The following is a 13,021-nucleotide window of genomic DNA, read 5'->3' on the forward strand; positions in this document are numbered from 1 at the left end:
CGGATCACAGCCGCCGGAACTAGACTCGCGGCATGAGCGGATCCGCCAGCAAACACGACCTCGACCTGATCATGGATGCCATCCTGGGATGCTCCGAAGTCGAGAAGCTCATCAGCCTCAAGACCTTCTTGATCAAGCCGGATGAGCTCCTCGTCACTGCGAAGATCGCGCTGCCTGCGGAGAAGACCGTCCGCGATGTCGCGGACAGCATCGATGAGATCGAGGAGCAGATCCGCAAGACCGTCCCCACCGCGCGGACGATCTGCATCCAGCCGGACATCTACCGACCTTCGCTCGATCCTGAGCCCTCGACCGACGTGTTCGTGCTGAAGTCCGCGGACTGAGCGTCGGTTCGACGCGTCAGCTTTTTCGGCGGCTTGGCGCCTCAGCGCCTCAGCTCGAAGAATTCGCGAAGCAGCACGGTTGCGGCATCCTCTTCGACCCCGCCGACCACTTCGGCACGGTACGGGAGCCTGCGGTCCCGCAGCACGTCGTACATCGAGCCTGCCGCTCCCGCCTTCTCGTCCCATGCGCCGAAGACGACGCGGCCGATCCTCGCCTGGAGGATCGCTCCCGCGCACATCACGCACGGTTCGAGAGTGACGACGAGGGTGTGACTCTCGAGATTCCATAACCCGAGCGCTTCGGCGGCTTGGCGGAGCGCAACGATCTCGGCGTGCCCGGTGGGATCATGCGTCTCTTCGCGAGTGTTGCGGCCCTCGCCGACGATCAGGCCCGCCTCGTCGATGACGACGGCACCGACCGGCACCTCTCCGGCTGCGGCTGCTGCTTCGGCCAGCTCGAGGGCGCGCCGCATTGCGGATTCATCGGCGCGTGTCATGCGTCGAGCCTACTTGCCCACCGCGCCGTACCCGTGAGCCCCCGTGCAGTAGATGCCGCACGCGGATCGTGCGGATGCCCCGGGCGCATTACTCTGTAATCATGCGTGTTCACGTCGCCGACCACCCCCTCATCACTCACAAGCTCACGGTGCTGCGCGATGAGCGCACCCCGTCACCAGTTTTTCGCCAGCTGACCGAAGAGCTTGTGACCCTGCTTGCCTACGAGGCGACACGGAACGTCAAGGTCTCGCCGATCGAGATCACGACGCCTGTCACGAAGACCATGGGGGTGAAGATCTCCGAGCCGCGCCCGATCGTCGTGCCGATCCTGCGCGCAGGCCTCGGCATGCTTGAGGGGCTCGTCAAGCTCCTCCCCACCGCCGAGGTCGGCTTCCTCGGAATGGTCCGCGATGAGACCACTTACGAGCCGACGACCTACGCTGAGCGTCTTCCTGAAGATCTCAGTGACCGTCAGTGCTTCGCCATCGACCCGATGCTCGCCACCGGCGGCTCACTCGCAGCGGCGATCCAGTTCTTCTTCGACCGCGGCGCGAAGGATGTCACCGCGATCTGCCTGCTCGGCACACCCGAAGGCCTCGAGGCGATCGAGAAGCTCGTCGGGGATCGCGATGTCACGATCGTGCTCGGCGCGCTGGATGAGGGCCTGGACGAGAACCGCTACATCGTCCCCGGCCTCGGCGACGCCGGAGACCGCCTGTACGGCACCGTCTGAGCTCGCTCGGCGGAATCCTCGGGCGCCCGAATCAGCTCAGACACTATTCGCGCGGCTCTTTCTCATTCGCGCTACTGAAGCTTCTGCAGCGCCAACGACCTTGGACAGCGCGGAGCAGGTTTCGACAGCGCGAAGCGGCAGCTCTCAGGCGCGGTCGGCGCCGACGAGGCGCGCGAACGCGCTGAGCCGTGCCACGCCGTCGGGAGTGCGCGGCAGGTCGTCGAGCAGTGCGGGCGAGTAGATCAGGTATGCGGCGACCTGAGCGCGTGAGATCGCGACGTTCAGCCGATTCTGCAGCAGCAGGAACTCCGGGCCGCGCGGCGCATCCCGCCCGCTGGATGCGGCGAGTGTCGTGATCGACACGACAGCTTCTTTGCCCTGGAAATTGTCGACCGTGCCCACCGGCACTTGACCGAACCCTGCCGCGGCCAGCGAGTCAAGGACAAGCTGCTTCTGCGCGTTGTACGGCGCAACCATGATGATGTCGGCCTGTTCGAGACGGCGCGGCGCGGCATCCTTATCGGTGAATTCCCGGCCCAGCAGGTCACGGACGATCCGCACAACTTCTTCCGCTTCCTCAGCCGACTGCGTCGCGTTGCCGCGGTGTCGCAATGGGAGCACGTGCACGCCCGGTTCGACTCCGTCGATCGCGCGCTGTTCAGTACCGGATGCTGACGCTAGCTGCCCCGCGTACGACAACCGTGACACGGGTTCTGCGACAGCCGGATGCATCCGCCAACTGCGGTCGAGGAAGTACCCGTACTCGGGCTTCACGACAGCATCGCCGTCCATCACCCAACCGAGAGCCGAGGTATCGACCGGCTCGGGGTGGGCCCCTTGACTGACCTGCGGCAGCTGCTGCGGGTCGCCGAGCAGCAGCAGCCGCTTCGTCCCAGCGGCCACGGCGATCGTGGAGGCGAGCGAGAATTGGCCGGCCTCGTCGATCACGATGAGATCCAGCGCACCGCGCTCGACCCGGGTGATGTTGCTGAAGTCCCAGGCGGTTCCGCCGACGACGACGCCCTGCCCCTCGCGTTCGCGGAGGAACGAGGCCATGCCGTTCTTCGGAATCGGGGTGTAGACCGGATCGCTCCCCTTCTCTTTGGGGCTCTTCGCCACCTGTCCCGCAGGGACTCCGGCGGCGACGACTCGCTCGAGCAGCGTTTCGATGATGGCGTGCGACTGCGCAACGACGCCGACCCTGAAGCCGTACTCGTTCACGAGCCGAGCGATGACGTGAGAGCCGGTATAGGTCTTGCCCGTGCCAGGAGGACCCTGCACCGCAAGGTAGCTGCGATCGAGGTCGCGCACCGCGCGAACGATCGCATCGATCACATCGCCGTCGGCGGATGGCAGTCCCGCACCCGAAACAGTGCGCGGGGGAACTCTGCGGAGGATGTCGGTCGCCGCGCCGGCGGGGAACGACGGAGCCGCCTGGTGCACAGCATCCGCCCACTCATCGATCGCACCCTGCAACGACACCACGCGAGGTGGTGCGGCCGGAGTGAGGGCGAGCGGCAGTTCGTCCCACGTCTGACCGTCTACCGCGTTCTCTGCAACCACGTAGCCGTCTTCGAGCACGTCGACGATCTTGACCATGCGCGGAACGTGCACTGCCCGCGATGGGACATCGAGGACGAACGGTGCGGGGAACGGGTAGAGAGCGAACGGCTCGCCTCCCTCGTTGAGCGTTGTCCCTGGCGACACCTCGCCACGGATCTCGATCTCGCGCGACATGACCCGTCGCCCCTCTTCGACGCTCCAGTCCCGGCGGACCACGGAGGCTGAGGCATCCACTCTGACGACATCGCGGGTCTGATCCCACATCGAGAGCGGTTCGCGCAGCCGCTGGAAGTGCGCCACCCAAAAGCTCTTCGCCTCACGCGGGAAGTAGTCGATCGCCGCGGCCGCAACCCGGTGCGCCTCACCATCTCCCCCGCGCGCGACGTCACTGTCCGCATCGGCGAGCAGCGCCACCGAGCGCGGAGACGGTTCGTAGACCACTGCGTCCGATTCGTCAGGCGGTGCGGGATTGACGCCCTTCTCCTTGGCGATCTCGATCAGCCAGTTGCGCAGGCGCCTTGTCGATACGCAGTCGTAGCGGTTGTAGTCGGCGAGATCGGCGAGCACGGCATCCGCTTCATCGGTCTGCCCCACAGCTGCGAGCTGACGAGCCGCAACGTACTGCACGATCGAGTCGTCACCCTTCTGCACGTCGCTTGTGCGCACCTCTTCACCCATGTACAGCGGCTCGAGCTTCTTGATCGAGTACGACCGAGAGCCCACCCGCACGGTGCGCAGGACGAGCGGATAGAGATCGACGAAAACACCCTCACGCAGCAGCTTGTCGACCTCGCCCTCTCGGATGCCGTGGCGCGACGCCATTGCGACCAGGTGTGAGGTCTCATACGGCGCGTAGTGATAGATGTGCATGTCGGGGTGCGAAGCCCTGCGGACATTCACGAAGTCGAGGAACAGCTCGAGCGCCCGCTTCTCGTCGGCGAAGTTGTGCGCCCAGAGCGGTGTGTACTGATCGTCGTTGTCTACCCAGCCGAACAGGTAGTCAATGCCCCACTGCACCTGTCCGTCTGGCGCGGGCTCGGTGTAGAGCGGATCGCCCTCGAAGTCGAAGAAGATATCGCCCTGGCTCGGCCGCGGCAGCGTGTGGATGGCCTCTGGGTGATACACGTCGAAGGTCGGGGCGTCGTCGACATCGGCCCGCAGCTGCAGGCGCGCCTGCGCCCGAAGCGAATGAAAGATGTCGGCGTTCATACCGCGAGGAACATCTACGGCCTCGGCTAACGCATCGATCGTCTCGATGCCTGCGTCGCGCAGGCGCGTGCGCTGCACAGGGCGCATTCTCGCGACCATGAGCAGGTCGCGCGAGGCATCGACCTGCTGAGTGCAGGTCTCGCAGCGACCACAGGCGGTGATCTCGAGGTCTCCCCGGTCATCGCCCCAGGCCAGAGGCGGGCCCGCTGCCCCCGCCGCAACATCGCGATCGGCGATCAGGGCGCGCAGACGCGCACGTCGCACGTGGAACAGCGGCAGCAGATCGTTGACGGCGTGCGTGCTGATCGTTCCGTCACCGAGGATCAGGTCGACCTCGTCGGATCGCGGGATGCCGAGACGGTCGAGCTGGTCGACATATGCCGCAAGTTGCATGAGCGCCGTGACGCGTGCGGTTCGGGCGAGCTTGGAGTCCTGTACGCGCCAGCGGCCGTCATCTTCGCGGAGCAGGAAGTCAGCGAATCCGACGAACTCATCCGTCGCGAACGCGGCTTGGAAGAGCAGCTTGGCGTCGGACCGAAGTGCGGCGAGAGTCTCTGCAACGACTGCCGACAGCTCCTCAGGTTTGGCCGAGTTCACCTTCGGCACTTCGTGGACAGCATCTGCCCCGAAACGCTCGCGATATTCGTCGAGCACCTTCACTTCGTGGGCATCACCGAGCGCAGCGGCCCGTTTGAGGGTGGCGTCTTCAGGCTCTTCGACCACCGGCACACGACCGAGCTTCGCGTCGATCGCCCGCGCCCACGCGAACTCGCATTCTGCCGCCGCTTTCAGGTCGCTGGCGCTGAAGATGACGCGCTGCGCCTGAGTGTCGATCCGCATGCTTCGAGAGTAGCCGGGGGCTCAGACACTGGACGTGTGCGGCGTCAGCGCCACCACGCATCGTCTGGAGTCACCGGCAGATGGCGCTTGTGCTGGGAGGCCAGGTACTTCTGCTCGATTCGGCCGGCGGCATCAGCATCCACGGGCTTGCCCTCGAGATAGTCGTCGATCTGCTCGTAGGTGATTCCGAGTTCGTCCTCGTCGGCACGGCCCGGCTGGCCGTCGAGGAGGTCGGCGGTGGGCACCTTCGTCCACAGGCGCTCCGGCGCGCGCAGCTCCTGCAGAAGCCGCTTTCCCTGACGCTTGGTGAGGCCGGCGAGCGGCAGGATGTCAGCGGCTCCATCACCGAACTTCGTGTAGAAGCCGGTCACCGCTTCGGCGGCGTGGTCGGTGCCGATGACGAGATGCCCCTCGTGGCCCGCGAGCGCGTACTGCGTCACCATGCGGATGCGCGCCTTGATGTTGCCACGATTGAAATCCGAGATGGATGCCCCGGCAGCCTGCTCGAGGTCCGTCTCGACGCCGTCCACACCGTGCTGGATATTCACTTCGACAACGCGGTCAGCAGCGACGAACTCGATGGCCGCCACCGCATCGGCCGCGTCATACTGCACCTTGTACGGCAGGCGAACGGCGATGAAGTCGGCCGCACCGCCCTCCGCGCGCACGCGCTCCACAGCGAGTTGGGCGAGCCGGCCGCCGAGGGTGGAGTCCTGTCCTCCCGAGATTCCAAGCACGAACCCGGATGCTCCCGTCTTGGCGAGATAGTCGACGAGAAACTGCACCCGCCGTTCGATCTCGACCGCGGGGTCGATCTCCGACTGCACACCGAGGGTCTGCGCGATCTCCTGCTGAAGCGTCATGCATCCAGTATCGCCCGCCCGGTGTTACGACGGTATGACCTGGCGCCGCGCACCCGGGCATACGCGAGAATCGAAGTACCTCGGCCTCACGTGAAAGCGAGCACAATGACTCTCCTCGGTAGCAGCGACCTCGATGTCTTCCCCCTTGCCCTCGGCGGGAACGTGTTCGGCTGGACGGCCGACCGCGACTCCTCCTTCGAGATCCTCGACGCGTACACCGCGGGTGGCGGAGATTTCATCGACACGGCCGACGGGTACAGCGCCTGGGCGCCGGCCAACGGCGGGGGTGAGAGCGAGACGCTCATCGGCGAATGGCTCGCCTCGCGCAAGCCATCCGGCGTCACGATCGCGACCAAGGTGAGCAGTCACCCGGAGTTCCGCGGGCTCTCCGCGTCGAACGTGCGTGCCGCTGCCGAAGCTTCGCTGAAGCGCCTCGGCGTCGATTCGATCGACCTGTACTACGCGCACTTCGATGATCTCGAGACCCCACTGGAGGAGACCGTCGCCGCATTCGGACAGCTCGTCACCGACGGTCTCGTGCGCAACATCGGCGTCTCGAACTATTCGGCCGACCGCATCCGCTCGTGGACCTCGATCTCGCAGGAGACGGGAGTCCCACTGCCGGTCGCGATCCAACCGCACTACAACCTCGTGCACCGCGAAGATGCTGAAGAGAGCATCATTCCCGTGGCTGAGGAGTTCGGAATGAGCCTGGTGCCGTATTACGCGCTGGCCAGCGGATTCCTCACCGGCAAGTACCGGTCTCAGGATGCCGCGGGCACGTCTCCTCGCGCCGAAGGAGCCGCGAAGTACGCCACTGAGCACGGTCTTCGCATCCTTGCGGAACTCGAGCGCATTGCCGGGGAGCACGAGGCATCGATCGCCTCGGTTTCGCTGGCGTGGCTCCGCGCACAGCCGACGGTTGCGGCTCCCCTCGCGAGCGCCTCTCGTGCAGAGCAGGTCGCAGACCTGCTTGTAGGCGCGACACTCGAGCTGACTGCCGACGAGGTGCAGGCTCTGAACACCGTCTCCGAGTGGAGCCCCGCGAACGTCTGAGCCCGCTCAGCGGCTCGGCCTCTCAGTCGTTCAGCGGCTGCGGATGCGACTCGGGCCAGCCTGAGTCTGCTCGACCACGAGCTGCGCGGGGATCTGCTCCTGCATGGATTCGACGTGGCTGATGATGCCGACTGTGCGCCCGCCCGAGCGCAGCTCGTCGAGCGTGCGCATGGCGACTTCGAGGGTGTCGGCATCCAGAGAACCGAATCCTTCGTCGATGAACAGGGTGTCGAGCTGGATGCCGCCTGCCCGTGCCGTGACGACCTCGGCGAGGCCGAGTGCGAGCGCAAGTGAGCTGAGGAAGGTCTCACCTCCCGACAGTGACTGCGCCGGGCGCGTCTGGCCGGTGAACGCGTCGAACACCACGATGCCGAGGCCGGATGCTGCGCCGCGAGCCGCGAGCGCATCGGAATGCTGCAGGCGATATCTGCCCGCCGACATATCGCTCAGGCGCCGGTTCGCCGCATCGACGATCTCTTCGAGCTCGGCCGCCAGAACGAACGTCTCGAGCGTCATCTTGTGCGTGTTGCCCGCGCGCCCTGCGATCGTGTCGGCGAGGCCGCGGAGCACTTCGAAGTCCGCCTGCTGTTCTGCGCTTCGCGCATACGCAGTCTGCGCAGCCTCGATCAGACTGCTGAGCTGCTCAGCGGTGGCGTCCGCCCGCCCGGCGAGATCGACCAGGGTCTTCCAGGTCGAACGCGCGGTCGCCGCGGCCTCTTCGACGCGAGTGAGGTCAAGCGGCTCCTCCGGGAGAACGCGCATCTCGAGGGCGAGCAGGATTTCGCGCTCCTTCGTGCGCTGCACAGTGTGCGCGGTGACGCGCGCGTCAAGCGCCTGCTGCTCGGATGCAGCCAGGAGCGCCCCACGCACGCTGGCTGCGTCAGCGAAGTCCGAGGTGGCAAGGGCCTCGATTTGCGCGGTCTGCGCATCGGCGAGCACGGCGGCACGACGAACCTGCTCGTCGAGAGCATCGGAGAATACGCGCGCCGTGCGAATGAGATCGGCCACCGCCGCGATACGCGCGCCGACAGACTCCGCATCGCCCCGCGCTTCGGCGATCAGTCTCTGTGCCTCATCGCGGCGCTGGGCGACGAGTGCGAGCGCCTCGCTCGCGGCCGCCCGCGCAGCGGCCGCGTCTGTCCGCGCCTTCTCGAGCTCGGCGGACTGCGCGGAGAGCTCCGTCAGTTTCCGCTCGGCCGCTTCGAGAGCTGCGACCGCCTGCTGCGCCGCGGTGTGAGCGTCGACCGCGGCCGCCAGCTCTGCGAATGCGATCTCGACCGTGCGCTCTTCTGCGCGCGCGGCGGCACTCGCCTGTGCTGCCCGAACCTCGGTCACACGGTTGTGCGCTTCTCGTTCGACCTCGACTGCAGCGTCCCGCTCGGACTCGGCGTGCTCGATGTCGTCTGCCGATACCGGATCGCTGTGCGCTGCCGGGGACGGGTGAGCCGTTGACCCGCAGACCGTGCACGGCTCGCCCTCGGTGAGCGCTGTGGCGAGCTCGCCGGCGAATCCGTCCAGACGTCGTCTGCGCAGCTGCGCGAGCGCAGTCTGCTGCGCAGCCAGAGCGCCAGAGGCTTCGGCCAACGCCCGTTCGGCGGCAGCACGTTCGGCGTCCAGGGACTCCACCTGCACAGCGGCTTCGCGTCTTGTCTGCGCCGCAGTCAGCGCGGCCGCGACGTCGTCGATGCGATCCGCGCTGCGCCGGGCTGCATCTCGTTGCGACGTCAGCTCCGCGAGGCGGCCCGGCTGTTCTGCGTGCGCGGCTTCAGCAGCCTCCGCACGCGCAGAGGTCTCATCAACTCTGACCTGTGCGGCGGCGAGCTCTGCAGCCAGAGCATCCGTGTTCTGCTCGAGTCCTGCGGCGTGCCGCCAGGCACCGATCTCTTGAGTGCGATCGGCCGCCCACTCCTGCAGAGCGGATGTGCTCGGGTCGTCGAGCTCAATGCCCGCAGCCTCCCAGGCCTCGCGCGCCTGGACCTGCTGTGCGACCGCCGCATCGTGCGCTTCGAGTGCTCGCTCGGCCGCGGTGATCGTCGCGCGCAACGCCTCGGCCTCTCGGGCCCGCCGCAGCCGCGTGCTGGCCTCATCGATCTCAGGCTGCTCCGCCTCCAACCGCGCCACGGCTGCCCTGGCGCGATCACGTTCCTGCTGCGCCTTCTGCTCGTCCCGAAGAGTCGCAAGTGCGGCATCCGCCTCGGTCAGTCGTTTCTCGGCCTCATCGCGCTCGGTGCCCCGGCGCTCGACCTGGTACGCCGCACGTGCCAACGCATCGTGCAGCGCTGAAAGTCTCAGATCGGTCGTGACCGGCTGCCCATCGGCGTGGCTGTGCTCGCCCCACAGCTCGGCCGCGGTGACCACCCGCTCGGCCTCATCAATGCGCGCGCCCACGGTGGCGGCGATTCCGGCGAGCGCAGACTCGGCTGCGCGTCGTCGGGTCTCGAACCTCGACTGCACGTCCTCGAAGCGCTCCGTGCCGAACAGCCGTCGCAGCAGCGCCTGGCGTTCTTTGCTGTCGGCAAGCAGGAACCGGGCGAACCGGTTCTGTGCGAGCAGGATCACCTGCAGGAACTGCTCTCGGCTCAGCTGCAGGATCTCATCGAGTTCATCGGCGACCCGCTTCTCTTTGGCAGCGAGCGTGATCCACTCATCTGCCTCGAGAACGTCGAGCTGCACCCCCGACGCCTGCTTCGTCAGCCCACCGCCACGCTTGGCTGGGCGCTCGTACTCGGGTGAGCGGATCACCCGGTAACGCCCAGAGGTGGTGCTGAACTCGACGACCACTTCGCTCGGATCGCCCGGTTCGCAGTGATCGCTGCGCAATCGCTTCTCGCCGCCCTCGTAGCGCGGGACGGACCCGTACAGGCCGAAGCAGACAGCATCCAGGATGCTCGATTTGCCGGCGCCGGTTCGTCCGGCGATCAGGAAGAGGCCATCGCCCGCGAATCCGTCGAAGTCGACGATCTGCCTCGTGCGGAACGGACCGAAGCCCTCGATCTCGAGGCGGTGAAGGCGCACTAGACCAGAGCCTCGGCGAGTACGCGCTCGTCGAGCACCTCGCGGATGAGCTCGCTCTCGCGCTCGCTCGGCCCCTGTCCTGCGCGCACGTGTTCGAGGAATGCCTCGATCCGATCGGTGTCGGTGACGGCGGTCTTCAGTCGCGCAGAGTAGGAGTGCTTTTTCGTCTCGTGCACCGAGGCCGGAGTGTGCTGCACCATCGCACAGTGCGGGAAGTGCTCTTTCAAACGGCGCATCGGCTCTGCCTGCGGCAGTGCGTCGGTGTAGACAGCGCACACCCAGTCGTCAGCGTGCTCAGCGACGTTCTCTGCAGAGCGGATCTCGTCCAGAGTGCCGGTGAGTGTGACCAGACGCCGTGGCACCGGGAGGGCGAGCCACTGGATCGATGCGAGCCCGGAAGCATCCAGATCGATCAGCCAGGATCCGCGCTCTTTGTGCTGTTCACCGAAGCTGTAGTGCAGTGGCGCACCCGCGTACCGCACTCGATCACTGATCGCCTGCCGTCCGTGGATATGCCCGAGAGCGACGTAGTCCGGCCCGTCGAAGACCTCGAGCGGAACGACATCGAGTCCGCCCTGTCGCACTTCGCGCTCAAGGCCGACCGTGGCATCGACACCGGCTGCGAAGCAGTGCGCGATCGCAACCGAACGCCCCTCGTGCGTGCCCATTCCGGTACGGACGAGGCCCATCGCGTGGGCCATCGTCTGCGCCTGCGTCTTGAGGGCGACCCCCCGCCAGTGGCGCCGCACGATCGCCGGCTCGAGATAGGGGATGCCGTAGAAGTGCACCGGACCGGCCTCATCAGAGATCGTGACCGGCTCACCCACCGCCAGCGGGTCGGTGAGCACGTGAATGCCCTCACGCAGCAGTCCGGCTTGGAAACCGAGACGAGCCGCTGAGTCGTGGTTGCCGCTTGTGACGATCACCCGCGCACCCGCGTCGTGCAGTGCAAGAAGCGTCTCACCGAGAAGCGTGTATGCAGGCCCCGCGGGAGTCGCAGAGTCAAACACGTCGCCGGCGACGATTACGACGTCGACGGAGTTCTCTCGCACCTGCTCGACCAGCGTCGCCAGCACCTCGGCCAGAGCATCCATGGTCGAGTTGCCATGGAAGGTTCGGCCGATGTGCCAGTCGGAGGTGTGCAGGATTCGCATATTCACACCGTACGGAGAGCCTCGGACATTCGCTCAGAGGCGTGCCGCGGCATCCGGATCAGCGCACCGTCGAGAGCGTGTCGGTGTCGTCCGACAGACGCGCGACGGGCGCATCGTCCGAGATGGGTCCGAGCGGCAGCAGATCCTCCTTGCGCCCGCGCACCATCGTGATCGCGATGGCTGATGCCGCCAGCATCCCGATCGCAGCGGCGACGAAGACACCGCCGTAGCCAGCAGTCAACTCCGAAGGGCCGACCTGCGCTTGTCCGGCGACGACAGCCGCGTACACCGCGGTGAACACCGACAGACCGATCGATCCACCGATCTGCATCGCCGAGTTGGTGACCGCAGATGCGACACCCGCATCATGCGGTGCGACACCGGTGAGTGCGACGTTCTGCAGCGGGATGAAGACGAACGCCATGCCCATTCCCATCACCAGCAGCGCTGGCGCGACCTGCACGAGGTAGTTGCCATCCGGAGTGATGAACGACAGGTAGAGCAGCGCGGCCGCGACGACGAGCGGACCGCCGATCAGCATCGGGCGCGGACCCATACGTCCGAGAATCTTCGTGGCGAGTCCTGCGAGAACCATTGTGCCCAGCGGCAACGGAAGGCTCGCGACGCCCGCTTCCAGCGCACCCATGCCGAGCACGATCTGCAGGTAGAAGGTGAGATACAGCGTCGCGCCGATCATGACGCTCCCGGCGACGGCCTGGATGAGGAAGGCCCCACCGCGCACCCTGTGCGTCACCACGCGCAACGGCAGCAGCGGATTGCTGACGCGCGTCTCCACCCATACGAACACGGCGAGCAGCACGACCCCGAGCACGATGAACGTGATCGTGAGCGGACTCGTCCAGCCGGTTTCGGCGAGGCTGAAGCCGTAGACGAGCGAGCCGAGGCCCGCGGTCACGAACAGCGCACCCCAGAGGTCGTAGCGGTTGTCTCCGCCCGCTCTGCTCTCGGTGAGGAACAGCCCACCGCCGATGAGACCGACCACGACGAAGAAGAGGTTGACCAGCAGGCACCAGCGCCAGTCGAAGAACTCGGTGAGCAACCCGCCGAGCACCATGCCCACTGCGGCTCCCGCACCCGCGACCGTGCCGAACACGGCGAAGGCCACATTGCGCTCCTTGCCGGAGGGGAACAGCGTGGTGAGCAGCGCAAGGGCAGCGGGCGCGAGCATGGCGGCGAAGACGCCCTGCAGTGCGCGCCCGAGGATCAGCTCCCACCCGGCAGCGGCCATGCCCGCGTACAGCGATGCCAGGCCGAACCCGATCATGCCGACCATGAAAGTGCGCTTGCGTCCCCAGAAGTCGGCGATGCGACCGCCGAGCAGCAGGAGTGCTCCGAACGCGAGAGCGTACGCCGTGACCACCCACTGACGCAGATGATCGTCCATGTTCAGGGCGATCTGCGCCTGGGGCAGGGCGATGTTGACGATCGTGCCGTCGAGGACGACGACGAGCTGCGTCAGCGAGATGACGAACAGTGCCCACCACTTGGCTTTGGGATGAGAGCGCAGGGGATGGGAGCGCAGGGATGACGACATGGAAAAACCTCCGGTGTCTGGTGAGGATGCCGGAGGTTTCAAGCCTCGGACCAGCGCTCCCGAAGGAGCCGCTGACCACCTCAGCTGACGGCGCTGAGCAGACCTAAATTATATCGCCTGGTGCTGGGCAGATGCTGACGGACCGCTGCGCGACGGGCGGGGCCGCGTAACAGAAGGTCACATTTTCTGCG

General features: G+C 66.4%; 9 protein-coding genes. 3 read left to right on the forward strand and 6 right to left on the reverse strand.

The window, feature by feature from the left end; all coding sequences use genetic code 11:
* Positions 1–32: 32 nt before the first annotated feature.
* Entirely contained in the window at positions 33–344 is a 312-nt protein-coding gene (locus tag ACTU6U_RS02235) for a cation transporter dimerization domain-containing protein (RefSeq protein ID WP_443467523.1), read from the forward strand.
* A 41-nt stretch (positions 345–385) separates the two neighbouring features.
* On the opposite strand, the gene tadA is transcribed toward ACTU6U_RS02235, so the two are convergent.
* Positions 386–841: a tRNA adenosine(34) deaminase TadA gene (gene tadA, locus ACTU6U_RS02240; protein WP_443467524.1), complete on the reverse strand. Its 456-nt coding sequence runs from the start codon at positions 839–841 to the stop codon at positions 386–388.
* Positions 842–942: 101 nt separating this feature from the next.
* Between tadA and upp the strand changes: the two genes are divergently transcribed.
* Entirely contained in the window at positions 943–1,575 is a 633-nt protein-coding gene (gene upp, locus ACTU6U_RS02245; protein ID WP_417510230.1) for a uracil phosphoribosyltransferase, read from the forward strand.
* Positions 1,576–1,719: 144 nt separating this feature from the next.
* Here the strand turns inward: upp and ACTU6U_RS02250 are convergent, their stop codons facing one another.
* On the reverse strand, positions 1,720–5,187 hold the full coding sequence (locus ACTU6U_RS02250) for a TM0106 family RecB-like putative nuclease (protein WP_443467525.1): 3,468 nt from the start codon (positions 5,185–5,187) through the stop codon (positions 1,720–1,722).
* A 44-nt stretch (positions 5,188–5,231) separates the two neighbouring features.
* Positions 5,232–6,050, reverse strand: a complete 819-nt coding sequence (gene nadE / locus ACTU6U_RS02255; protein ID WP_443467526.1) for an NAD(+) synthase — start codon at positions 6,048–6,050, stop codon at positions 5,232–5,234.
* 105 nt (positions 6,051–6,155) lie between these two features.
* Here nadE and ACTU6U_RS02260 point away from each other — a divergent pair, with 105 nt between their 5' ends.
* Entirely contained in the window at positions 6,156–7,106 is a 951-nt protein-coding gene (locus ACTU6U_RS02260; protein ID WP_443467527.1) for an aldo/keto reductase, read from the forward strand.
* Positions 7,107–7,136: 30 nt separating this feature from the next.
* Here ACTU6U_RS02260 and ACTU6U_RS02265 read toward each other — a convergent pair whose 3' ends face one another.
* From ACTU6U_RS02265 to ACTU6U_RS02275, 3 genes are read right to left on the reverse strand one after another with little or no spacing between them, the layout of a single operon-like run.
* On the reverse strand, positions 7,137–10,121 hold the full coding sequence (locus ACTU6U_RS02265; protein WP_443467528.1) for an AAA family ATPase: 2,985 nt from the start codon (positions 10,119–10,121) through the stop codon (positions 7,137–7,139).
* Positions 10,121–11,275: an exonuclease SbcCD subunit D gene (locus tag ACTU6U_RS02270; RefSeq protein ID WP_443467529.1), complete on the reverse strand. Its 1,155-nt coding sequence runs from the start codon at positions 11,273–11,275 to the stop codon at positions 10,121–10,123. Before ACTU6U_RS02270 ends, ACTU6U_RS02265 begins: the two co-directional genes overlap by 1 nt.
* Positions 11,276–11,333: 58 nt before the next feature.
* Positions 11,334–12,830 (reverse strand): MFS transporter, encoded by a 1,497-nt coding sequence (locus ACTU6U_RS02275; RefSeq protein ID WP_443467530.1) that lies wholly within the window; start codon positions 12,828–12,830, stop codon positions 11,334–11,336.
* Positions 12,831–13,021: the final 191 nt, after the last annotated feature.

It is taken from the genome of Microbacterium zouquanmingi (assembly GCF_052266695.1).
Classification (GTDB): domain Bacteria; phylum Actinomycetota; class Actinomycetes; order Actinomycetales; family Microbacteriaceae; genus Microbacterium.

What these genes read in the sequence shown, in the direction of transcription:
- tadA (WP_443467524.1), bottom strand. Translation starts at nt 841, where the DNA reads ATGACACGCGCCGATGAATCCGCAATGCGGCGCGCCCTCGAGCTGGCC.
- ACTU6U_RS02275 (WP_443467530.1), bottom strand. Translation starts at nt 12,830, where the DNA reads ATGTCGTCATCCCTGCGCTCCCATCCCCTGCGCTCTCATCCCAAAGCC.
- ACTU6U_RS02250 (WP_443467525.1), bottom strand. Translation starts at nt 5,187, where the DNA reads ATGCGGATCGACACTCAGGCGCAGCGCGTCATCTTCAGCGCCAGCGAC.
- upp (WP_417510230.1), top strand. Translation starts at nt 943, where the DNA reads ATGCGTGTTCACGTCGCCGACCACCCCCTCATCACTCACAAGCTCACG.
- nadE (WP_443467526.1), bottom strand. Translation starts at nt 6,050, where the DNA reads ATGACGCTTCAGCAGGAGATCGCGCAGACCCTCGGTGTGCAGTCGGAG.
- ACTU6U_RS02260 (WP_443467527.1), top strand. Translation starts at nt 6,156, where the DNA reads ATGACTCTCCTCGGTAGCAGCGACCTCGATGTCTTCCCCCTTGCCCTC.
- ACTU6U_RS02235 (WP_443467523.1), top strand. Translation starts at nt 33, where the DNA reads ATGAGCGGATCCGCCAGCAAACACGACCTCGACCTGATCATGGATGCC.
- ACTU6U_RS02270 (WP_443467529.1), bottom strand. Translation starts at nt 11,275, where the DNA reads ATGCGAATCCTGCACACCTCCGACTGGCACATCGGCCGAACCTTCCAT.